Source organism: Thioalkalivibrio sp. ALJ21 (genome assembly GCF_000378605.1).
Classification (GTDB): domain Bacteria; phylum Pseudomonadota; class Gammaproteobacteria; order Ectothiorhodospirales; family Ectothiorhodospiraceae; genus Thioalkalivibrio.
In genome coordinates, this window is record NZ_KB905155.1 from 963183 (window position 1) to 984090 (window position 20908).

The 20908-nt window shown below is 66.3% G+C and carries 21 protein-coding genes, 3 tRNA genes, 2 other RNA genes and 2 pseudogenes; 23 read left to right on the plus strand and 5 right to left on the minus strand.

All coding sequences use genetic code 11. The annotated features are described in order from the left end of the window. Positions 1 to 34: 34 nt before the first annotated feature. The 14 genes from F579_RS0104540 (at position 35) to F579_RS0104610 (ending at position 13991) form a co-directional block, all read left to right on the plus strand. A complete protein-coding gene (locus F579_RS0104540) occupies positions 35 to 403 on the plus strand; it encodes a capsid cement protein (protein WP_019024061.1) in 369 nt (122 codons plus the stop codon). 40 nt (positions 404 to 443) lie between these two features. Next, positions 444 to 1370: a hypothetical protein gene (locus tag F579_RS0104545; protein ID WP_019024060.1), complete on the plus strand. Its 927-nt coding sequence runs from the start codon at positions 444 to 446 to the stop codon at positions 1368 to 1370. 3 nt (positions 1371 to 1373) lie between these two features. Beyond that, complete coding sequence (locus F579_RS0104550) at positions 1374 to 1661, plus strand: hypothetical protein (protein WP_019024059.1); 288 nt, start codon at positions 1374 to 1376, stop codon at positions 1659 to 1661. 3 nt (positions 1662 to 1664) lie between these two features. Next, complete coding sequence (locus F579_RS0104555; RefSeq protein WP_019024058.1) at positions 1665 to 2075, plus strand: phage protein Gp36 family protein; 411 nt, start codon at positions 1665 to 1667, stop codon at positions 2073 to 2075. After that, entirely contained in the window at positions 2075 to 2611 is a 537-nt protein-coding gene (locus tag F579_RS0104560) for a phage virion morphogenesis protein (protein WP_019024057.1), read from the plus strand. Before F579_RS0104555 ends, F579_RS0104560 begins: the two co-directional genes overlap by 1 nt. Continuing rightward, on the plus strand, positions 2608 to 3054 hold the full coding sequence (locus F579_RS0104565; RefSeq protein WP_019024056.1) for a phage protein Gp37: 447 nt from the start codon (positions 2608 to 2610) through the stop codon (positions 3052 to 3054). Before F579_RS0104560 ends, F579_RS0104565 begins: the two co-directional genes overlap by 4 nt. Then, complete coding sequence (locus F579_RS0104570) at positions 3051 to 3800, plus strand: hypothetical protein (protein WP_019024055.1); 750 nt, start codon at positions 3051 to 3053, stop codon at positions 3798 to 3800. Before F579_RS0104565 ends, F579_RS0104570 begins: the two co-directional genes overlap by 4 nt. Before the next feature lie 48 nt (positions 3801 to 3848). After that, positions 3849 to 6596: a phage tail tape measure protein gene (locus F579_RS0104575; RefSeq protein ID WP_019024054.1), complete on the plus strand. Its 2748-nt coding sequence runs from the start codon at positions 3849 to 3851 to the stop codon at positions 6594 to 6596. Continuing rightward, on the plus strand, positions 6593 to 6955 hold the full coding sequence (locus F579_RS0104580) for a hypothetical protein (RefSeq protein ID WP_019024053.1): 363 nt from the start codon (positions 6593 to 6595) through the stop codon (positions 6953 to 6955). The genes F579_RS0104575 and F579_RS0104580 overlap by 4 nt, the downstream gene beginning before the upstream one ends. After that, positions 6955 to 10233 carry a hypothetical protein gene (locus tag F579_RS0104585; protein WP_019024052.1) on the plus strand — a complete coding sequence of 1093 codons (3279 nt, stop codon included), beginning with the start codon at positions 6955 to 6957 and terminating at the stop codon, positions 10231 to 10233. Before F579_RS0104580 ends, F579_RS0104585 begins: the two co-directional genes overlap by 1 nt. Further along, positions 10233 to 11216 (plus strand): hypothetical protein, encoded by a 984-nt coding sequence (locus tag F579_RS0104590; protein ID WP_019024051.1) that lies wholly within the window; start codon positions 10233 to 10235, stop codon positions 11214 to 11216. The genes F579_RS0104585 and F579_RS0104590 overlap by 1 nt, the downstream gene beginning before the upstream one ends. Positions 11217 to 11514: 298 nt before the next feature. Then, positions 11515 to 11847, plus strand: a complete 333-nt coding sequence (locus F579_RS0104600; protein ID WP_231365772.1) for a hypothetical protein — start codon at positions 11515 to 11517, stop codon at positions 11845 to 11847. Next, positions 11848 to 13770, plus strand: coding sequence for a hypothetical protein (locus tag F579_RS0104605; RefSeq protein WP_019024048.1), 1923 nt, complete (start codon positions 11848 to 11850; stop codon positions 13768 to 13770). Beyond that, positions 13767 to 13991, plus strand: coding sequence for a hypothetical protein (locus tag F579_RS0104610; RefSeq protein WP_019024047.1), 225 nt, complete (start codon positions 13767 to 13769; stop codon positions 13989 to 13991). Before F579_RS0104605 ends, F579_RS0104610 begins: the two co-directional genes overlap by 4 nt. On the opposite strand, the gene F579_RS0104615 is transcribed toward F579_RS0104610, so the two are convergent. Further along, a complete protein-coding gene (locus F579_RS0104615) occupies positions 13988 to 14389 on the minus strand; it encodes a DUF4124 domain-containing protein (protein WP_019024046.1) in 402 nt (133 codons plus the stop codon). The two genes, F579_RS0104610 and F579_RS0104615, sit on opposite strands and share 4 nt — an antisense overlap. 173 nt (positions 14390 to 14562) lie before the next feature. Here F579_RS0104615 and F579_RS15280 point away from each other — a divergent pair. The 9 genes and pseudogenes from F579_RS15280 (at position 14563) to F579_RS0104650 (ending at position 19790) form a co-directional block, all read left to right on the plus strand. After that, positions 14563 to 14654 (plus strand) — tRNA-Ser (locus F579_RS15280). Positions 14655 to 14892: 238 nt separating this feature from the next. Next, a non-coding RNA gene (locus F579_RS14890) (RtT sRNA) lies at positions 14893 to 15023 on the plus strand. A gap of 230 nt (positions 15024 to 15253) precedes the next feature. Then, positions 15254 to 15637 carry a VOC family protein gene (locus F579_RS0104620; protein WP_019024045.1) on the plus strand — a complete coding sequence of 128 codons (384 nt, stop codon included), beginning with the start codon at positions 15254 to 15256 and terminating at the stop codon, positions 15635 to 15637. A 12-nt stretch (positions 15638 to 15649) separates the two neighbouring features. Then, complete coding sequence (locus F579_RS0104625; RefSeq protein WP_017926263.1) at positions 15650 to 16006, plus strand: YciI family protein; 357 nt, start codon at positions 15650 to 15652, stop codon at positions 16004 to 16006. Positions 16007 to 16057: 51 nt separating this feature from the next. After that, positions 16058 to 16513 (plus strand): SRPBCC family protein, encoded by a 456-nt coding sequence (locus tag F579_RS0104630; protein ID WP_019024044.1) that lies wholly within the window; start codon positions 16058 to 16060, stop codon positions 16511 to 16513. Further along, a pseudogene (locus tag F579_RS0104635) lies at positions 16503 to 16979 on the plus strand (AAC(3)-I family aminoglycoside N-acetyltransferase); the annotation flags it as partial. The gene F579_RS0104630 and the pseudogene F579_RS0104635, both read left to right, overlap by 11 nt. A 119-nt stretch (positions 16980 to 17098) precedes the next feature. Then, the gene (locus F579_RS0104640; protein ID WP_019024042.1) at positions 17099 to 18016 is read left to right on the plus strand and encodes a VOC family protein; all 918 of its coding nucleotides are present in this window, start codon (positions 17099 to 17101) and stop codon (positions 18014 to 18016) included. Positions 18017 to 18111: 95 nt separating this feature from the next. Further along, entirely contained in the window at positions 18112 to 18477 is a 366-nt protein-coding gene (locus F579_RS0104645) for a DUF1428 domain-containing protein (protein WP_012982914.1), read from the plus strand. A gap of 38 nt (positions 18478 to 18515) precedes the next feature. Next, complete coding sequence (locus F579_RS0104650) at positions 18516 to 19790, plus strand: RNA polymerase sigma factor (protein WP_019024041.1); 1275 nt, start codon at positions 18516 to 18518, stop codon at positions 19788 to 19790. 29 nt (positions 19791 to 19819) lie between these two features. Here F579_RS0104650 and F579_RS0104655 read toward each other — a convergent pair. From F579_RS0104655 to F579_RS0104665, 4 genes and pseudogenes are all read right to left on the minus strand, one after another. Then, a tRNA-Val gene (locus F579_RS0104655) sits at positions 19820 to 19894 on the minus strand. Between the two features lie 98 nt (positions 19895 to 19992). Then, positions 19993 to 20259 (minus strand): annotated as a pseudogene (locus tag F579_RS14895) (transposase); the annotation flags it as partial. Positions 20260 to 20395: 136 nt separating this feature from the next. Further along, a non-coding RNA gene (locus F579_RS14900) (RtT sRNA) lies at positions 20396 to 20540 on the minus strand. A 28-nt stretch (positions 20541 to 20568) separates the two neighbouring features. Then, positions 20569 to 20658, minus strand: a tRNA-Ser gene (locus F579_RS0104665). Positions 20659 to 20908 lie beyond the last annotated feature (250 nt).

The following is a 20908-nucleotide window of genomic DNA, read 5'->3' on the forward strand; positions in this document are numbered from 1 at the left end:
GCCCGAACCCGCAGCCCCTACCGAGGAACAGGACATGAAAAACGAGCTTTACATCAAGAACTTCGATGCCGCCAGCGAGGTGCAGCCGCACCGCCTGGTCGTGTTCGGTGACAGCGACACCAAGGCCGCGCAGGCGACCGATGGCTCCGCCGCCTTCATCGGCGTCTCCGACAGCCTGGGCGCCGCCGATGCCGGCGAGCCGATGGACGTGGTAATGGCCGGCGCCGCCGAGGTTGAACTGGGCGGCACCGTGACCCGAGGCGACCGCCTGACCGCCGATGCCCAGGGCCGCGCCGTTAAGGCCTCCGCCGGAGACCACATCGTCGGCATCGCCATGATGGCCGGCGATGCCGGCGACCACGGCTCCGTGATGATCGACCGCAGCGCGATCCCGGCGGATTAACGGGTAGCCACCACCGAACCCCAATAGAGGACAGACCCCGATGAATACCAAGTACGCCCCGTTCCCGATCCAGGAGCATCTGACGCAGATCGCCCTGGCCTACACCAACCGCGCCATGATTGCGGACGACGTGCTGCCGCGCGTAAGCGTTGGCAAACAAGTCTTCAAGTGGATGGAGTACGCGAAGTCCGAACGCTTCACCGTTCCGAACACCCTGGTGGGCCGCAAGTCCATGCCCAACGAAGTGGAGTTCGGCGCGAAGGAAGAGACCGCCGCGACCCGCGACTACGGCCTGGACGACATCATCCCGAATGCGGACCTGGAGAACGCAGACGAGCGCCACGACCCGGTGGGCCATGCGGTCGAAGCCATGACCGACCTGATTCTGCTGGACCGGGAAGTTCGCGTGGCCGGCATGGTTCACAACCCGGACAACTTCACGCACAAGGAAGCCCTGGCAGCCGGTAGCAAGTGGAGCAACCCGGACGCCAACCCGATCCCGGCGGTTCTCGAGTACCTGGACACCCCCATCGTGCGCCCGAACATTGCCGTGATGGGCAACGCCGCATGGACCGCCCTGCGTACCAACCCCCACATCGTCAAGGCCGCCCACGGCAACAGTGGCGACTCCGGGGCCGCTACCCGCGCCGCCGTTGCCGAGCTTTTCGAGCTTGAGGACATTCTGGTGGGCCAGGGTTTTGTGAACACCGCACGCAAGGGCCAAGAACCGAACATGGCGCGTGTTTGGGGCGCCCATTGCGCGTTCTTGCACCGCAACCCGGTGGCCGATACCCAGCGCGGACTGACCTTCGGGTACACCGCACAGTGGGGTGACCGCGTAGCGGGCCAGATGAACGAAGAGAAGGTGGGCCTGCGCGGTAGCCAGCGCGTGCGCGTAGGCGAATCCCTGGTGGAGCTTATCGCCGCCAAGGATGCCGGGTTCTTCGTTCAGAACGTGAAGGCGTAAAGCATGGCGGACGCGAAAAAGAGCTATCGGGCTCTGCTTCCGATTCGCCTGCACGGTAAGCCCCACGCCGCAGGCTCGACCGTTTCGCTCTCCCCCGACGAAGCGGAAGACCTGCTGCGTGGGCCCTACCCGGCCGTGGAGCCCATCAAGGGCGCCCCGGCCACCCCGCAGGGCAAAGGCAAGAACAAGGCCAAGCCCAGCGGCGAAGGTTCCGACCAGGAAGGCACCGGTGGCGACGCCGGTACCGACAGCAGCACCGGTGGCGACGCCGGCGCGGCGGCCGGAGCGTAACCCATGATCGACCGCGCGTATCTGGAAGCGGCCTATACCGCCCGTGAGATTGAACAACTCGCGGGCGGGCCGGCCGGGGAAGCCGAAGCCGACGAAGCGGTGGCCGCAGCGATTGCCCGCGCCACCGCCGAGGTGGAAAGCCGCCTGGCCAGCCGCTACCAGACGCCGGTCGCCAACCCCCCCGACGAATTGCGGGAGCTATGCGCGACCCTGGCACGGGCCCGCCTCTACCCCGCAAGCCGTCCCGAATACATAGACGAGCGCGCCGCCGAGGCGCGCAAGTACCTGGACGACGCAGGCCAGGCCCGGCGCGAGATTCAGGGCCTGACCCCGCGCGAGCGAACCGGCCGATTTGCCGGCACGCGCCGGCGCCGTGACCGCACGTTCACCCGCGAGACCTTGAGCGGCTACTGATGATTACCGGAACCGCCCACATTGAAGACCAGACCGTAGGCCTGGCCCTTGACCGCCTAGCGCGCATGACGGCCAACCCGCGCCCGGCGCTGCAGGCGATCAACCGCCGGCTGCTGACGTTGATTCAAGACGGGTTCCGCACCGGTACCGACCCCTGGGGCCGCCAATGGGCGCCGCTGGCCGTTCGCCAGGGCCAGCCCCTGCGGGACACCGGCCGCCTGCGTAACAGCTTCACCGGCTACGCGACCGCAAGCGAGGCGGTTGTGGGCACGAACGTTTGTTACGCCCTGGTCCACCAGTTCGGCGCCACGATTCACGCGCAGCGCCCGAGCGGCAACAACGTCTGCGGCTACACCCCGAAGGGTTCGCCGTTCTTGACCTTCAAGGTGCCCGGTGGATACGCGCGCAAGAAGAGCGTGGAGATTCCGCGCCGCGCGATGTTGCCGATCAGCGAGAGCGGCCAAGCCACCCTGCCTGACCGATGGGCCAGCGAGGTTCTGGACACCCTACACCGGCACATGGAGAACGCGCTGTGAGCGGGAACCTACTCGCCGCCGAGGGCGCGATCCTCGAGCAATGCAAGGCCGCATTAGGCGACGCCGTGGCGACCTACGGGACCATGACCGACATGCAGACGGTTGAAGAGCGCAGCCAGCGCACGCCGGCCCTGTACGTCGTGTTTGACGGGTACCGCCCGGGGGGCCAGGCCGGGGCCGGCCGTACCCAGCAATTCATCGTCCGCTGGCTGGTCGTCGTAGCCGTTCGCAACGTTGGCACCGAAGGCGCCGCACAAGGCGAGGCCGGCGCGCTGGTGGGGGCCTTGATTCCGGCCCTGATGAACTTCCGCCCGGACGCCGATCACGGGCGCCTGCAGGCCACAGACCCACCCGCCCCCGTGTACCGGGAGGGTTTCGCGTACATCCCGACCGCCTGGGAAGTGACCACACACACGACCACCGATAACCGGAGCACGACATGAGCGAGATCATCACCGAAGACTACAGCCACCTGGGTGTGGGCGAGCTTTACATCCGCCGGCGCGGGTACGCAGGCCCGATGCGCCCCGTAGGCAACATGAACGAACTGGCGTTCAACATTGAACAGAACACCATTACGCAAAACGAGTTCCGCAGCCCCGGCGGCGGCGCGCGTAACGAGATTCGCCGGATCACCAGCGTTCAGGCGTCCATGCAGGTGTTCGATCTTTCCCCCGAGAACATCGCGATTGCGCTCTACGGGGACGCCACCAGCAAGGCCGCGACCGACACGAACAAGCGCGAAGAGACCGTGACCGCGTACAAGGGCGGCCTGATTCCGCTCGACATGACCAACCCGCAAAGCGTGACCGTAGAGCCGACGGAAGGCACGGATACCTATGAGGCGGGCACGGACTACATCGTCCAGACCGGCGGCGTCTTGATCCCGAGCGATTCCAGCATCGCAGACGGAACCGAGATCGTGATCAAGTACCACCACGGCAAGCACCACGTCGTGGAGGCCATGATGAACTCGGGCTATGAGTTCGAGGCCAGCTTCCGGGGCTACAACGAAGCGCGCTCCAAGCACTTTGCAGTCGACATCTGGCGGATGCGCTTCGCGCCCACCGAAGGCCTAGGCATCGTTGGGGAAGAGTTCGCCAACTTGACCCTGAACCCCACCATCCTCAGCGATACCAGCCGCCCGACCGGCACGTCCCAGTTCTTCCGCACCGTTATCGAAGACTAAGGGGGGGCCGCCTGCGGGGGCGCGCAAGCGCCCCCATAGGCACACACCATGAGCCGCAACCTCGCAGCCCGTATCGTTCTATCCGTCCGAGACGGGGCCACGGCCCCGCTGCGCGCGGTTCGGCGCCAGTTCACGGGCCTGCGCGGCGTTGTAACCAGCCTGGGCACCGCGTTTGCCACCTATTTCTCCGTCCGCAGCGTCGGGCGGTTCTTCAGCAGCACCGTTCGGGAGGCCTCCCTCCTTGAGAGCGCCCTCGCGCGGGTAGGCGCAGTCACGCAGGCCAGCGCCGAGGATATGGCCCGCCTGGAAGCCGCCGCCCTGCAGATGGGGGGCAGCACCCGCTACAGCAGCGCCGAGGCCGCCGAGGCAATGGAGAGCCTGGCACGGGCCGGCCTTTCCACCACCGAAACCATCCAAGCCCTCCCCAGCGTTCTGGCGCTGGCGGAAGGTAACAGCATCGGCCTGGCCGAAGCCGCACAGCTAACGACCCAGGCCGCGAACGGCATGGGGATCGAGTTCGAGGAAAGCGCGCGCATAGCCGACGTGCTGACCGCCGCCGCCGCGAACGCAGACACCACCGTGACGCAACTCGGGGAGGCCTTGAGCTACGCCGCCCCCACCGCGCGCGCGTTGGGCCTGGATATTGAAGAGACCACCGCGCTGATCGGCAAGCTATCCGACGCGGGGATCCAGGGGAGCCGCGCCGGTACCGCGCTGAATACCGCCTTTACCCAGTTCATCGACAGCGGCAGCAACTACCGCAAGGAACTGGCCGCGATAGGCATCACTACGGACGACTTTATCCAGTCGATTGTGGAGCTAGAGCGGGCCGGGCCCCAGGGCGAAGCCGCCCTGCTGGCGCTGGGGCAGACCGCCGGCCCGGGCATGCGCGCCCTGCTTGCCCAGGGCGGCGATGCCCTGGTGGAGCTACGCGACCGCATTACCGACAGCATGGGGGACGCCGAGGCCGCCGCCGCGCGCATGGACGCGACGATGGAAGGGGCGATGGAGAACCTTCGCAGCGGTTGGCGCCGGGTCAAGATTTTCCTCGGGGAACCCCTGCTGGGCCGCATTGCGGAAGAGGCCCGGAGCCTAGCCACCCGCCTCCAGCAGCTTGTGAACGACGGCAGCCTCGACCGCCTACGCGAGCAAATCGTGGAGACGTTCGACCGAGGCGTCCAGGGCATAAAGGACTTCATCGCCAGCTTCGGCAGCGCCGAAGAGATTGTCGAGAGCTTCACGGACAAGTTCACGACGGCCACCCGAGGCATGCAGCGATTCGCCGCCGGGGCCAGCGCCGCCGGCAACGCCATCATCGCGATCTTCCAGGCGGTGAACACGGTCGTCAGCACCGTGGCCTTGATGATCGTGTCCGTTGTGCACCGCATTTCCCAGGCGGTGACCGGCTTGATCCGGGGCCTGAACGCCATCGGCCTCGCCAGCGATGAACTGCGGTTCAAGGCGGAGAACGTAACGCAGACCCTAGACGAGATGGCCGACGCACTAGGCGAGCGGGTAGTCGAATCCGCCCGGGCCAGTGGCGAGGCCGCCGTGCAAGCCGGCGAAAGCCTGCAGCGCATGGGAGACCTCAACCGAGAGGCAGCCGACAGCGCCCGCGATGCCGCCGATGCGATGGACGAAGAGGGCCAGGCCGCCAAAGACATGGCCGACGCCGTGGACGCCGCCAACCGCAAGGCGGCCGGGAGCTACGGGCAAGTCGGAGACGCGGCCGACGAAGCCGGCAAGAAGAGCGCCGGCGCGTTCAAGGGAGCCGACGCCCAAGCCGAGGAACACCGCGCGAACATTCAGGCCCTGCGCACGGAGTACCGGGAGGCGCTGGAGGCCGGCGCCAGCATGCAGGAACTCGGCGGCATCCTTCGGGCCATCACCGCCGAACAGCGCGCCCTGCGCGCCGCGACCACGGACCTGGGGGATGCCTTCGAGGAACTCGGCGTCACCAGCCAGGCAGAGCTAGACGAGACCGCCCGCAAAGGACAAGAGGCGTTCCAGCGCATCCGCGACAGCGGCACAGCCACGACCCAGGAGCTACAGCGCGCCTTTGCGGAGTACGCGCAGCGCGCAGCCGACGCGAACAACGGCGTGATCGAGGCGACCGTGGCCGCCGAGGGCGCACAGCTTGGCCTGCGCACGGAGGTAGACGAGACCGGCCGCGTGGTGGTCCGCAGCGCCAACGAAGCCGCACAGGCCACCGGCCGAATTGCCGAGGAAGCCGGCCGGGCCGCCGGGGAGTGGAAGCGCATCGGAGACGAAGCCGAGCAAGCCGAGGGCAAGATCCGGCGCGCGGCCGAAGCCGGGGAAGAAGGGGGCAGCGGCGGCCGTGGTGGCGGCCGGGGGCGCCGAGGCCGGGGCGGCGTCGACATAGAGCGATGGCAAGACCGCGAAAGCCTCGAAGAGATGATGCAGCGGGAACGGAACGCCATGCGCAACGCCCGTGGCCGCCGCTACGCCGCCACCCGCGACGCCAACGCCCGCAACATTCGCCGCATGGAGCGCCGCCTGGCAGAACTGGACGCCGAGGAAGAGCAGCGCCAGGTCGACCGCCTACGTCGCGAAAAGGAGATCGCAGACCTACGCGACCAGGAGCGCGGCAAGGGCAAGACACTACTCGAGCGCCGCCGGGAGGAACGCCCCGCCGAGCCCCGCGAACGCGGAGCCAGCCGCACCGTGCGGATTCAGCTAGGCAGCGCCGGCCTCGACGTACCCGAGGCCCAAGCCGAAGCGTTCCTGCGGGAACTTGAGCGCCACGGCGCGCGCGCACAACAGGGAAGCGCATGAAACTGAACAGCGTAGAGCTACCGCCGGACCTCGAATGGGAAGACGAATGGGCCTGGGAGCCCTACCCCGAAGAGGCCGCCCACGCGATCGACGGCACGCACATCACCGAACGCGGCATGGAGCGCCAGGGCGGGCGCCCCGTGACCTTGAGCGGCGCGGAAGACCGGGCCTGGGCAGACCGCCCCACCCTTGAGGCCCTAACCGCGCTGCTGCACGAAACCAGCATGACCCTGGAGCTATGGGACGGCCGCACCCTAAGCGTTGAATGGCGCCACGGAGATCGCCCGATTGAGACCCGGGAGATTCTGACCGGGGCCGGCTACTGGACCCTAACCCTGCGACTGAGGACGACCGAATAATGGCGATCTTTGAACCCGACATCCAGCTACTCGAAGCCGACCGCCTGACGGACGACGACGACGGCGGGGGCCGCTTGACCGGCAACGTGATCGAGAGCGGGCAGGCCAATAACCTCTTTCCCGACATTTCCAGCCTAGATCGCGTGTACGGCCGCGTGAGCTTGCGCAAAGCCTACCCGGCGGTGCGCAGCCCGAACACCGATGTGTATTACGGGGCGCACCTGGCCATCGTAGAGCCGCCGGAAGACCCGACCGTCCATGTGGCCCTGTTCGACACACAGAACTGGACCGACCGCCGCCTCGACGCGCAAGACCGGATCGAGAGCTACGTCGTGCTCGGGCCCGAGGCCCGCGCCTACCTGCTCGGCACCCAGTTTGCCGGGCAGCGCCAGATCACTGTGTTGCAGCGCCTGGACGCGCCGATCCCGGAGATCGGCACCACCCTGGCCCTGGACGACGAAAGCGGCGCACAGCGCACGACGCAGTACATCCGCGTGACCGATATTGATCACCAAGAGGTCGAGTATGAGGACGACCGGGGGACGTACATTCGGCGCCGCGTGACGATGGAGATCAGCGAGCCCCTGCGTTCCGACTTCCCGGGGTACCAGCCCAGCCGCACGCGCGTGACCGGAGGCGACACCACCGTGCGCGAAACCGTGGTGGCAGACGCCGCGCGCTACTACGGCATCACCCCGCTGCGGGAGCCCGCGCAGCAAGGCGACCTGACCGTCGATTGCGCGCGCATCTTCACCCCGCTGGTGCCCGCGACGCAGGCAGAGACGCCGCTGACGGACGAAGACGCCGCCGCCGGGGTACCGATCACCCTGGAGACGGACGGGGGCGATGTTGAGTTTCAGGACGTAGCGCAGACCGACGCGGTGGAAGTCACGCTGCAGAACCGCGCGTTCAACTACGTTTACAGCGCCACGCCGCGCCCGGCCCCGGGCACCGTATCGGTCAACTACCGCGCGCAAGGCCGGTGGTATGAGCTGCGGGACGACGGCGAAGGCCGCCTGGAAGGCACCGGCACCGGCACCGTGGACTACACCACCGGAACGATCCAGGCGACCCTGGCAGAGCTACCCGACGTTCCCAGCGCGATCATGTACGCCTGGGGCGCGGGGGAGCTTGTTTACCACGACCGCAGCGGCACCGAAGGCGACCTGGACGACACCCGCATCCGCGTGGAGGCCGGGAAGGCGCTATTGCCCGGGAGCGTTACCGTTTCCTGGCTGGTCGGAGGCGACACCAAGACCGCGACGGACGACGGCAAGGGGCAGCTTTCAGGCGACGCCAGCGGGGCGATCTACTACCCCACCGGCCTGGCGATTCTGGAGCCCAGCGCCAGCGAGGCCCCGGACTTCGACAGCCTGGTCCAGGTAGAAGGCGACGAAGCCCCCAGCGAGGCGCTCGAGACCAGCCCCAGCCTGGACAGCAACGGCGTGGCCGTAATCGAGCTAGGCGAGGGCATCATGCCCGGCTCCCTTTCCCTTGAGTACCAGGTGGAATGGAGCGAAGAGCGCGCGCGCTACGGGGGGCGGCACGTCTGGGGCCTCAGTTCCGAGGTTGACACCAGTTCCCGCACCGGCACCCGCACCCGCCGGGTTCAGGACGACGGCGAAGGCGGCCTGCGGGGCGCCACGGGGAACGTGGATTACAGCACCGGCACGATCACCGTTACCGTGGTGAAAAACGAAGAGTGGTCCAGCATTAGCCGGGAGAACTGGGCCAGCGGCGTCGTCATGCGAGGGGAAGAGCGCGTGACCCAGGAGCGCCTCGCCAGCGGGATCGCCGTTCGGTACTTCCCGCCCGGCGTTACCGGCAGCACCGTGACCGAGCAAGTGGAAGCCCCGGCCGTAGAGGGCAACCTGCTCGGACTTCGCGCCGAACAGATCATCCCGGGAAGCCTTCGCTTTCGCTGGCGGGGCAGCACCTATGAGGACCGCGACGGCGATCTGGTGATCGACCCGGACCCCAGCACCGGGTTCGGCGTAACCGCCGGCAGCGTGCGCTATGACACGGGGGAGATCGAGCTCACCCGCTGGGGTTCCGGCAGCCAGGCCCTGGAGGTGCTCCGCATGGCGACCGCGACCGGCACCATCGCCACCAACCGCCTGGCCTTCCGCGTGCCCGGCGCCCCGCTTCGCAACCAGAGCTTGATCGTGAACGCGCTCACGGCCCAGGGCGACAGCTTGACGATCCAGGGCAACGCCAACGGCGAACTGAGCGACCCGAGCGGACGCACCCGGGGCAAGGTGGACTGGGAGACCGGCGCCGTGGATCTTGAGTTCGGCCTGTGGGTAGGGGAAAACTGGCAGTACAGCGAAGACGACAGCGACCCGGACGCCGAGCCCCACACGCTGGTGATCCCAGGCGACGCGCGATTCAGCGCGGTGGTCTTCAGCAGCATCCCCCTGGACCCGGACATTCTCGGCCTCGACCCGATCCGACTGCCTGCAGACGGCCGCGTGCCGTTCATTCGCAGCGGCAACGTGGCGATCATCCACCACACGGACACGACCGACCTCGGCAACGGAGACACGACCACGGACCTCGGCCGGGAGCGGTTGAGCTACGCGCACGTCTACGATGCCGAGGGGGAGCGCGTACCGGACGAACAGCTAGAGATCGACCTCGACGCCGGCACCGTTCGCGTGGACGACCCCAGCGGCTACAGCGCGCCGTTCTATTGCGAACACCGGATCGAAGACATGCGCCTGGTCAGCGAAGCGCAGATCACCGGCGTCGTGAGCCTGGCCAGCCCCCTATCGCACGACTTCCCTGGGGGGGAGACCTACCTCAGCACCGCGCTCTTGTACGGCGATCTGCAGGCCGCCGCCGGTGTCGCCTGGGACCAACAGACCTGGACCGGCACATGGGCAGACGAGCGCATCGGAGACGCCGCCGGCGGGACGTACAACCAGACCGACTACCCCATCGAGGTGACCAACGAAGGGGCCATCGAAGAGCGGTGGCGGTTGGAGTTCAACACCACCAGCACCGTGAACGTGATCGGGGAATACACGGGCCAGATCCTGACGAACGTTCCCATAGACGAAGAGATCGCCCCCACCAACCCGACCACCGAAGGCGGCGTGCCGTACTTCCGCATTGACCCGGACGGCTGGGGCGGCGGATGGAGTACCGGCAACGTGGTCCGCTTCGACACCCGCGCGGCGAACCGCCCCGTGTGGATCGCGCGCACGGTGCTCGCCAGTGACGACCGCACGGAAAGCGACGCCTTCCGCCTGCAAACCCGAGGAGACGCAAGCTAATGGCCTTCAAACTGTACACGTCCGCAGATGCAGATGCCCCCATTCTTGAGAACACAGAGGGGAGCCTTCTCAACATTTTGCGAAAGTGCCTTGTTCAAGGGTACGGAAACCAAGACCCTGTGGGATGGGAAGAGCAGATCCACGCAGACAACCAGCGAGGCGCTTTTAAGTCGAGCGACCCATCCAGCCCGCAGCACTGGTTTTACATTGATGATAGCAAGTCGGGAGCCATCGCAACCGTCGCCTACGCGCGCGCAGCGTTTGACTTTGATGGGTGGGATGAAAACGAAGAACCCAAGTTCGTGGATCCCTATCCCACACTGACTCAGGAATCTGATGGTGTTGTGTTCCATAAGAGCAACACCAGCACAGGAGGGAATGAGTGGGCGGTCATTGCCGACGAAAAGACGGTTTGGTGGCTTTCCACCCCAAGGGGTGCGACTCCGCTAACAAGCTGGTCGACGGGATCGTTTGACAATTTTGTACAGCTTCAGGGGTTCGGAGACACGGTAAGCCTCTATGATCATCCTGCGCCCTGCTTTATAGCAGGTGGTGAGAGGAATGGGAACCCAATAAATACCCCGGAGGTGATCCAAGCGAATGGGCAACCGCATGCCACGACAACAAACGATGAGTTCTACTTGCCAGGTAGCGCAGACCTTTCAGATCTGTCGGTTCGTGCTCGGACTTTTGTGGAAAGTGGGAACATGGGGCGGGCCCCCAGAACTGCAGACATCGACTCGATCCTGACGGAGCCCCGGTATTATTTTGGAGGCGGCCGGGTCGAGCGGCTTCGTGGCCTAGAATCTGCGATTTGCTTGGTAGATACGCAGCCCGATTATGAAGCGGTTTTCGGCGTCCCGGGAAACCCGGGTATAACAACCATTGGAGAAGGTGAAAGTCAAAGGCTTTTCGTGATCAATGGTCGATTGAATAACAGCGATTCCGGCCTGATTGTTTTCAACATGAATGGTGATGACTGATGGCATCCGTGACCGACACAAAGACGCTAGACGGGCCGGTCTTGGTGCGACGCTATAACACGCTGATCGCAGGAACCGTAAGCGTAGAGGGAAGCCCCGCCCGCCGGCGCCCTCGGGTGTACAGCCGGCAGAGTGGCTCTCTGGTTGCCGAAGCAAGCTCGAACGAAGATGGAGCCTTTGAGTTCAAGGGGCTTCGCCCAGGTCGATATGTGGTGCAGGCACTGGATCCCAATCGCGAGTTTAACGCCGTGGTGGTGGATAACGTTCAGCCGGTCCCGATCAATAGCGCGGAATAAGGATGACTAGCGTTTACCTCCTGTTCGATTCGCCAATGCCCCAGGTTGAAGGGGGCGGCTTGGTGCTGGCGTTTCAGCACCCGCAGGGCTTGGCCGGTCGCGTTGAAGACATAGAAGGCGACGGGCTAGAGGGCCGGATCGTCTACGTCTACCGCCGCAGCGATGGCACCCTGCAGGGCAGCGCCACCACGGACGCGGAAGGCGCCTGGACATGGGCCAGCGCCGATGCCGACCCGGGCACAGAGTATTTCGTGGTCGCGATCAACCCGGCCCCGGAGGCGACCGACTACGCCCCCAGCGCGATCAACCGCTTGAACCCCGTCACGGTGGCCTAAATGGCGCGGCCCGGCGGTAGCATCCGCCTGATCGCGCGGCCCGGCGTACCGCAGGCCAGCGACGCGATCACCCTGGCCCCGTGCGGCCAGCGGCAAGACCCCGGCGCGCTGGTGCTTCGGGAGGGCTTCGGCGGTGGGCCCCAGTCCGGGGGCGCGGTGCGCTTGATGCCGTGCCTCGGCGGCCTGCCGCTGGGGGACGCTCCCGGCCCCGATCCGGCCCCGGATTACCCGCCCCCCTTTCGGGGCCCTGCCCCCGTCGTTGGGATGCCCTACGCCGGGCGCCACGCGCGCCGCCTGCGCCCGCACAGGGCCCCCGGCTGGACTATGCCCCCGCCGTTCCCGCGCCATACCGATGCGCAGTACCAGGCAGGCGACCCGATCCGCGTCAGCACCGCCGGCCTGTGGGGGAGGCTACCCCCGCGCCCCCGGGACACTGCTGCGCCCTGGCCCCAGGCGCTACAGGAGCGCCCACGCGCCACGGAGGGCGCATGGGGCGATGTACCCCCGCGCCGGGAGCATACCGAGGCGCCGTGGCAGAACGACCTGACCGCCCGCCCCGTGGGCACCGGCCTGCCGTTCAGCGAGCCGCCGGCGAAGCGCCCGGAGACCGAGATCGAATGGGGCGACACGCCGCTCAAGATCGACACGCACCACGACCTCGCGCACCGGGGCCCGCCGCGCCTTGACGCGCACGACGCGATCCCGTGGGGCGCCACCACGCACCTGACCTGGGGCGAACACCCGGAGCCGGAACCACCGGAACCCGAGCCGCCGGAACCGGAGCCGCCCTATACACCGCCGGCCGGCGATGCCGTACACCTAACCCTGCGCTGCCCGGCGCTCGACACGCCAGGCGACGCGATAGACCTTCAACTCACGGAGACGGGGGACTGCCCCCGGCCGCCGTACCAGCCAGGGAGCGCGATCACCGTGCAGCACACCCTATCGATTACCCGAGCCAGCGACAGCGCCCCCGTGGCCGTCGACCGCTTCACCCTACAGACCGACATCGACTCCTGGGCCTGGGACTTCCAGGCGGCCCTGCGGGGGCCCGATGCGATGGACCGGGTACGCCCCGGCGCCGAGGGCCCGCAGGAATTGAGCGTGGAGATCGACGGGCAGACCTGGAAGATTCTCGCGGAGCGCACGGACGAAGACCGCACCGCCGGCACCCGGCGCCGCAACGTGGCGGGACGCGGGCCCGCCGCGATTCTGGATGCGCCCTATGCCCCGCTTCGCAGCAAGACCCAGGAGGCGGTCATCAGCGCCCTACAGCTTGCCGAGCAAGAACTCCAGTTCACCGATTGGACCCTGCAATGGGACGCCCCGGATTGGACGATCCCGGCCGGCACCTGGTCCTATACCGACAAGACGCCGATCCAGGCCATCACCACCATCGCCGGCGCCATTGGCGCCACGGTTCAGGCGGCCCCGGACACGAAGACCCTGCACGTTCGCAGCCGGTACCCGGTCAGCCCCTGGGACTGGGACACGGCCACGCCAGACACCACCATCCCGGGCCGGTTGATTCGCCGTGCCTCCGAGCGTTGGGCAGAGAGCCCGCCCTATAACCGCGCCTGGGTTGCCGGCCGCACCAACGGCGTGCTGGTCAGCACCACCCGGAACGGCACGGCAGGCGACGCCGTGGCCCCGCAGGTTGTGGACGACTTGATTACCAACGTGGACGCCGGCCGGGAGCGCGGGCGCGTGATTCTGGCCGGGGCCGGCCGCGCGATTCAGATCACGCTCGAGATGCCCTTCGCGGTAGCCCCGGACGGGCCCGGCTTGATCTTGCCCGGTATGCTTGTCGAGGTAGAGGACGTGGCAGAGACCTACCGGGCCCTTTGCGTGGGCGCGTCGATCACCGCCCAGGGCGCCAGCGTAAGCCACACGGTCGAACTTGAGCGGAGGATACCGGCATGAACCTATACCGGCAGTTTCAGCGCATGATCCCCCGCGACCCGCTACTGGTCGCGGAGGTGGTTTCGCACAACGCAGACGGCAGCAGCACCCTGGAGACGCCCGCCGGCGGGATCATTCGCGCCCGAGGGACCGACGTGGCCGTGGGTTCCAACGCCTACGTCCAGGGCGGCCGCGTTATCGAGGAAGCCCCGGACCTTCCCGCCTACAACGAAACGGTCTAGTCCTGAATGGCGGTGATCACCCCGCCCTCGACATACACGAACGATTGCCCGTACTTGCCCTGGCGATAGACCCATTGCTCGCGATCACCCCAGGCGGTGCTGGTTCGGTTCACCCGCCGGGGTTCGCCGCACAAGGCGACCAGATCCTCGGCCGCGTCGCCGGGCCCGAAGGCGCGGGACGGACGGAAACACAACGCCGTGTCGATTTGCCGCTGCAGGCGCCGCTGGCGTTCCAGCGCGTCCGGGTACGGCAGCGGCTGGGCCCCGGCTTCGCATGGCGCGTCGGCGTATTCCACCGAGCCATCCGGCCGTTCGCACTTGTAGAACGCACCGGCCGAAGCCGCACCCGACAGCGCCAGAAGCGCCGCCCCTACCGTAACCGCTATCCCGAGTCGCATCCCTTCCCCCTTCCGCCGCTTGCATTAGACACCCCTAATCGACCATCCCCCCCGGGAAAAAGCAACTCCTGGGGCACCCTTGGGACAATTTGGGACACTGCGCCGCCCGTTAGTGACTAACCGCTAGTGAGCACGCGGCACCGTTAGGCGCTAAACTTCAGGCGGTTACAGCCGGAAACCGCATGGCGGCGGGGGCCCCTAAACGGTCTCGAAAACCGTTGTACTCTCGCGAGTACCGAGGGTTCGAATCCCTCCCTCTCCGCCAGATTCAAGCAAGGGGGCCCAAGTGGCCCCTTTCGCATATCTGACCCCTGAGGTTTCGGGATTCGAACCCGAGGAGTCAGAAACGATGGTTCGACCGGTGGCGCATCGCGACACCGGAACGCCGCAGCGAAGCGAAGGCGGCCCGTAGGGCGGCGACAACGTCGCCGTAATCCCTCCCTCTCCGCCAGATTCAGCATGGGGGCCTGTTGGGCCCATTTTGCACGTCTGCCCCCTGAGGTTTAAGGATTCGAACCCGAGGGAAAGAAAACGATGGTTCGACGGGTGACGCACAGCGGCACCCGAACGTCGCCGCAGGCGACGGCCCGCAGGGCGAGGCGCACTGCGCCGAGTAATCCCTCCCTCTCCGCCAGATTCAAGCAAGGGGGCCCAAGTGGCCCCCTTCGCATGTCTGGCCCCTCGTAATCCGGCTGCGGTACAGCCGCTCACCCTGGCACCAGTCCCGATCGATCGCAGCCCCCTCCCGATCCTTTCGACTGGTTTGACCAACCTTGTCGATTTTCCCGATTCCCGTTCGTCTACAGTTCAAAGGGCCCGCTTAACCGCGCCCGTTTGTTTGATCCCGCCAGAGGAGATACCGCCATGGCCGCCAATCCCGTCGTCTGGTTCGAAATTCCCACCGAGGATATTGGCCGTGCCCGTGCGTTCTACGAAACCGTCCTGGACATGTCGCTCACACAGGCCGATACCCGCGCATTCGCCCCCAGCACGGAGATCTGGATGTTTCCGATGGAGGAAGACCAGCCCGGGTGTGCTGGCGCGCTGGTACAGGGTCCCGACAACCCGGTCGGTTCCGGCGGCTGCATGGTCTATTTCGGCTGCGACGACTGCGGGATCGAGGCGGAACGCGTCGCGACCGCCGGTGGTTCGATCGAAAGCCCCAAGGAGTCGATTGGCGACTACGGCTTCTGCGTCATCGCGCGCGACCCGGACGGCAATCGGTTCGGTCTCCACTCAATGCGTTAGGGGATACCCACGATGAACTTTCTGTTGCTCATCCTCGAAGATCACGGCGACCGCGATGCCCGCAGCGATGCCGAAGGGCAGGCGCTTTATGCGGAAATGCTCGCCTTTGGCGCCGAACTCGACGCGCGTGGCCAGTTGCTTGCCAGCGAATCCCTGCGACCCGACCGCCACGGCGTGCGCATCCGATCCGACGAAGGGAAAACCCGTTTCATCGACGGCCCGTTCATCGAGTCACGGGAGATGATCGGCGGATTCTTCCTGATCGACTGCGCCGACCGCGACGAAGCCGTGGAATGGGCCACACGCTGCCCCGCCGCGCGCTTTGCAACGGTCGAGGTACGCGAATGCGCCCCCTGTCACCAACGCTGACGGCATCACGCGCCCCCTCCCACAATCGTTCGACCTCGGAGGCCATCAGCCATGTCCACTGACCGCAATGTCCACCTGCACCGCGTCCTGCGCGCGCCGCCCGAGCGCGTATATCGGGCATTCCTGGAACCCGACGCGATCTCCAAATGGAATGCACCATACGGCTTTACCGCGCGTATCCACGAGATGGATGCTCGCGTAGGCGGCGGCTACCGGATGAGCTTCATCAACTTTGCTACGGGAACTCACCACGAGTTTAGTGGCGAGTACCGCGAACTGGACCCGGGCCGTCGAATTGTCGTCAGCGACCGCTTCGACGATCCCGCTCTCGGCGGCGAGATGACGCTCACGGTAACGCTGGATCCAGTCTCCTGCGGCACCGCACTGGATATTCTTCAGGATGGTCTGCCGGAGGCTATCCCACCGGAGCTCTGTGTTCTCGGCTGGCAGGAATCGCTGACCCTGCTCGCCTACCTCGTCGAACCCGAGATTCCTGATGGCGGCTGACCTGGCACCCCCGCAGAACGAGCGGTCCTTGCTCAAGATCCGGCGCCTTGGTCCGGCGGATCGGGGAGCCGCGCACGCCCTGCTCGACCTGTTTGCGGACGTGTTTGGGGAACCGGACACCTACTCGTGTGCACGTCCCTCCGACGATTACCTGGAGCGCTTGCTGGCTCGAGAAACGTTCATCGCCCTGATCGCCGAAACGGAAGGCCGGGTGGTCGGCGGCCTGGTCGCTTATGTCCTGGACAAGCTCGAACAGACCCGCAGCGAGGTCTACATCTATGACCTCGCCGTGGCCGACGACTTCCGCCGGCGCGGCATTGCCACAGCCCTGATCCGCCACACCCAGGCCATCGCCACCGAGCTGGGTGCCTGGGTGGTATTCGTCCAGGCCGATCGCACCGACAACGCCGCGATAGCGCTCTACGCCGGCCTGGGCCAGCGCGAGGACGTGCTCCACTTCGACTTGCCCCTGAACAATCCCCGTAATGCACCCCCATCGCACCCGGACACCAACCCGGGGCACACCGACGTTCCCAACACGGGGGTCATCGGGATCAAGCGCTCCGAACCAGGAGACGAGACGCCATGAGCCACATACCCCAGATCATTGTTCCCCACCTCATGTTCGACAACGAGGCCCGGGAGGCGGTGGACTTTTATTGCTCGGTCTTTCCCGACTCGAGCATCACATACCTGACCACGCTACATGACACACCCGGGGGCGACTGCGACGTCGTGTCGTTCGTTCTATGGGGTCATGCGTTCATGGCGATTAACGCGGGCTCGATGTTCCGGTTCAACCCGTCGATCTCGTTCATGGTCAATTTCGACCCCTCGCGTGATCCCGACGCCAGAGCACGGATCGACGAGATCTGGGCGAAGCTTGCCGACGGCGGCCAAGTACTCATGCCACTGGACCGCTATCCATTCAGCGAGCGCTACGGCTGGATTCAGGACCGGTTCGGGCTGTCATGGCAGCTGATCCTTACCGATCCGCAAGGGGAAGAACGCCCGCCGATCGTTCCGTCGCTACTGTTTGTCGGAAACGTCTGCGGCAAGGCGGAAGAGGCATCCGATTTCTACCTGTCGACGTTTCGCCATTCGCAGCGCGGGCAGCTCGTCCGCTACCCCAGCAACATGGAACCCGACCGCGAAGGAACGGTGATGTTCACCGACTTCATGCTGGAAGGCCAATGGTTCGCCGCCATGGACAGCGCGCAGGAGCACGATTTCGGCTTCAACGAGGCCATATCGTTCGTCGTGAACTGCGCCGACCAGCAGGAGATCGACCAGCGCTGGGCATCCCTTTCGGCCGTTCCGGAGGCCGAGCAATGCGGCTGGCTCAAGGACCCATACGGGATCTCCTGGCATGTCGTCCCCGAACAGCTGTCCCACATGCTGAAAGAGCCCGACCCGGACAAGCTCGGCCGGGTCACCCAGCGCATCCTCAAGATGAAGAAGCTCGATCTCGCGGCCCTGCAGGGTGCATACGATGGTCGCTAGTCCAGACCGGAAAACGGTCCCCAACCGCACGACCGGGGCCCCGCACGCCCGGGTACCCGCCCATATCCCGTCCGATTCCCCAAAGGAGCCAGACCATGAACTACGTTGACGGCTATGTAATACCGATTCCACGAGACCGGATCGAGGACTACCGCCAGCAGGCTGACCTCGCCGCACAGATCTGGCGCGAGCACGGCGCGCTGGAAGTCATCGAGTGCGTGGCTGATGACGTCGCGCCGGGCGAGGTGACGTCGTTCCCGCGCAGCGTCCAGGCACGCGACAACGAAACGGTGGTGTTCTCGTGGATCCGCTTCGAATCACGCGAGCATCGGGATCGTGTCAATGCCGACGTCATGGCGGACCCGCGCCTGCCGTGCCCGGACAAAACGCCGGACCAGGACCCACCGTTCGACCTGCAGCGCATGTTCTGGGGCGGCTTCGAGGTACTGGTGGAACGGTGAGCGGCCGCGACCAATCCGGTGCACATCCAGCACCCGGGATGCGGGATATCCAGCACCGCATCGAGTCCATCTGGCGTCTGGATGCGAGCCGCATCGTGGCGGCCCTGGCGCGCTGGAGCGGCGACTACGCCCTCGCCGAAGACGTGGCACAAGATGCCCTGATCGCCGCCCTCGGACACTGGCCCACCCAGGGAATCCCGGAAAACCCGACCGCGTGGCTGCTACATACGGCACGCAACCGCGCGGTCGACCTCCTGCGCCGCGAACATCGGGGCGATGCCCTCGTCGCCGATTACGGCCACGAAATCGCATGCAGCCACCTGGGGGCATCGACGCCCCAATGGAGCGACGATGTCCGTCACGACACGCTCGCCCTGCTGTTCATCGCCTGCCACCCGGTCCTCTCCCCCGACACCCGCTGCGCACTCGCCCTGCGCACCCTCGCCGGGCTCGACAACACCGCCCTCGCCCGTGCCTTCCTGGTCTCCGAGACCACCATCGCGCAGCGCATCGTCCGCGGCAAACGTAAACTCGCCCAGGCCAACGTCCAGTTCGAAATGCCATCGCCGTCCGAATGCCGGGAACGCCTGGGATCCGTGCACGAAGTGATCTACCGACTGTTCACCGAAGGCCATGTAGCCAGCCAGGGCGACGCCTGGACGCACGGGGAGTTCTGTCACGAGGCGCTGCGCATGGCCCGCGTGCTTGCACAGGCCATCCCCGAGGACATCGAGACCCAGGCACTGCTCGGCCTGATCGAACTGCACGGCGCGCGCCTGGCCGCGCGCATGGATGCGCAAGGCAACCCAGTGCTGCTGAAGGACCAGGATCGCGGCACGTGGGATCGCGGCGGCATCCGCCGTGGCCTGATCGCCCTGTCCCGTGCCAACAGGCTCGCCCGAGATCAGAACGCCGGGCCGAGCCCGTTTCGCCTTCAGGCTGCCATCGCCGCCTGCCATGCGACAGCTCCCAGCTTTGCCGCCACCGACTGGTCGCAGATCGCCGCTCACTACGCAACGCTGTTCACGACCACGGGATCGCCGGCCGCACGCATCCATCAAGCGCAGGCCGCCGCCCAGTTCGACGACCCGGCGCACGTACTGGCGGCGCTCGACACCGACATCGATGCCCGGGCACTGTCCAGCTATGTGCCTCTGCACGCCGTACGCGGGGATCTCCTGGAACGCTGCGGCGAACGCGAGGCCGCGGCAGCGGCGTTCCGGCGGGCTGCCGAGCGCTCTGCCAATGAAGCGGAGAAGCACCTGCTGCTTGACCGTGCGCGGGCAGCCGCACCCCCAACAAAAAAGGGCTAGGCCCGCTGGACCTAACCCTTTGATAATGCTGGTGGGCGGTACTAGGTTCGAACTAGTGACCCCTGCCGTGTGAAGGCAGTGCTCTACCGCTGAGCTAACCGCCCAGAACGGCGGCAAGATTACGTCCAGCGGGGTTCGGCGTCAAGGGAGAACAATTGCCACGAGAGTAAACCCGCCGCACAGCCGTAGATACCGTCTTGCCCTATGAGGTGCAAGGCGTGTCATTTCGGGGTTGATACGGGGTTTGCGAGTTGAGGACGCCGAAGGCGATGTGCAGGAGCTTGCGCATGGCTGCCCCGATCGCTGCCATCTTGGCCTTGCCCCGCCTCAGGAGACGGTGGTACTGGTGCCGTACGTCCGGGTTGTGGCGGGTGGCCACCACAGCCGCCATGTAGAGCGTCTTGCGCAGCCGCCCCGAGCCGGCCTTCGCCAGCCGCGGGCTTCGCTGGACCGAGGTCCCGGACGCCTGCAGGATGCGATGAGAAAGCGAATCGCATCGGGGTTACGCGCAGCGCAGGGGATGGTGCGTTTCGCGGCGCTCCACCGCACCCTACGAGTGTCGCACTCGATCCCGCGGCGGGCTAAAACGTGCAAACCGTGAGAAATGGCGGAGGGGGTGGGATTACTCGGCACAATATGCCTCGCCCTTCGGGCCGTCGCCTGCGGCGACGTTCCGGTGTCGCGATGCGCCACCGGTCGAACCAACTTGTCGATCTCGTGGGTTCAAATCCCTTGCGCGCTGAGAGTACGTGCTAACAAAAGCGAAGAGCCGGAGAAATGGCGGAGGGGGTGGGATTCGAACCCACGAGGGACGTGAATCCCTGCCGGTTTTCAAGACCGGTGCATTCAACCGCTCTGCCACCCCTCCGGTGGCCGGCATTCTCCGGGATGTGGGGCAGGCTGGCAATGGTCGCGTCGGAGTGCGGCCGCGGCGCCCTGCGGGCGCCCGGGGGTGGGATTGATTCGGGCTCGCGCCCTCACCCTTCGGGCGTCGCCGCAGGCGGCGACGTCCTGCGGCGGCTGCGCCGCCTTGTCGAACCCACGAGGGACGTGAATCCCTGCCGGTTTTCAAGACCGGTGCATTCAACCGCTCTGCCACCCCTCCGGTGGCCGGCATT

Bases quoted from the DNA above. Each gene is read 5' to 3' on its own strand.
- F579_RS0104555 (WP_019024058.1), top strand. From the start codon at position 1,665: ATGATCGACCGCGCGTATCTGGAAGCGGCCTATACCGCCCGTGAGATT.
- F579_RS0104650 (WP_019024041.1), top strand. From the start codon at position 18,516: ATGCGGGATATCCAGCACCGCATCGAGTCCATCTGGCGTCTGGATGCG.
- F579_RS0104585 (WP_019024052.1), top strand. From the start codon at position 6,955: ATGGCGATCTTTGAACCCGACATCCAGCTACTCGAAGCCGACCGCCTG.
- F579_RS0104560 (WP_019024057.1), top strand. From the start codon at position 2,075: ATGATTACCGGAACCGCCCACATTGAAGACCAGACCGTAGGCCTGGCC.
- F579_RS0104640 (WP_019024042.1), top strand. From the start codon at position 17,099: ATGAGCCACATACCCCAGATCATTGTTCCCCACCTCATGTTCGACAAC.
- F579_RS0104625 (WP_017926263.1), top strand. From the start codon at position 15,650: ATGAACTTTCTGTTGCTCATCCTCGAAGATCACGGCGACCGCGATGCC.
- F579_RS0104580 (WP_019024053.1), top strand. From the start codon at position 6,593: ATGAAACTGAACAGCGTAGAGCTACCGCCGGACCTCGAATGGGAAGAC.
- F579_RS0104610 (WP_019024047.1), top strand. From the start codon at position 13,767: ATGAACCTATACCGGCAGTTTCAGCGCATGATCCCCCGCGACCCGCTA.
- F579_RS0104540 (WP_019024061.1), top strand. From the start codon at position 35: ATGAAAAACGAGCTTTACATCAAGAACTTCGATGCCGCCAGCGAGGTG.
- F579_RS0104570 (WP_019024055.1), top strand. From the start codon at position 3,051: ATGAGCGAGATCATCACCGAAGACTACAGCCACCTGGGTGTGGGCGAG.
- F579_RS0104575 (WP_019024054.1), top strand. From the start codon at position 3,849: ATGAGCCGCAACCTCGCAGCCCGTATCGTTCTATCCGTCCGAGACGGG.
- F579_RS0104620 (WP_019024045.1), top strand. From the start codon at position 15,254: ATGGCCGCCAATCCCGTCGTCTGGTTCGAAATTCCCACCGAGGATATT.
- F579_RS0104590 (WP_019024051.1), top strand. From the start codon at position 10,233: ATGGCCTTCAAACTGTACACGTCCGCAGATGCAGATGCCCCCATTCTT.
- F579_RS0104630 (WP_019024044.1), top strand. From the start codon at position 16,058: ATGTCCACTGACCGCAATGTCCACCTGCACCGCGTCCTGCGCGCGCCG.
- F579_RS0104645 (WP_012982914.1), top strand. From the start codon at position 18,112: ATGAACTACGTTGACGGCTATGTAATACCGATTCCACGAGACCGGATC.
- F579_RS0104550 (WP_019024059.1), top strand. From the start codon at position 1,374: ATGGCGGACGCGAAAAAGAGCTATCGGGCTCTGCTTCCGATTCGCCTG.
- F579_RS0104545 (WP_019024060.1), top strand. From the start codon at position 444: ATGAATACCAAGTACGCCCCGTTCCCGATCCAGGAGCATCTGACGCAG.
- F579_RS0104615 (WP_019024046.1), bottom strand. From the start codon at position 14,389: ATGCGACTCGGGATAGCGGTTACGGTAGGGGCGGCGCTTCTGGCGCTG.
- F579_RS0104600 (WP_231365772.1), top strand. From the start codon at position 11,515: ATGACTAGCGTTTACCTCCTGTTCGATTCGCCAATGCCCCAGGTTGAA.
- F579_RS0104605 (WP_019024048.1), top strand. From the start codon at position 11,848: ATGGCGCGGCCCGGCGGTAGCATCCGCCTGATCGCGCGGCCCGGCGTA.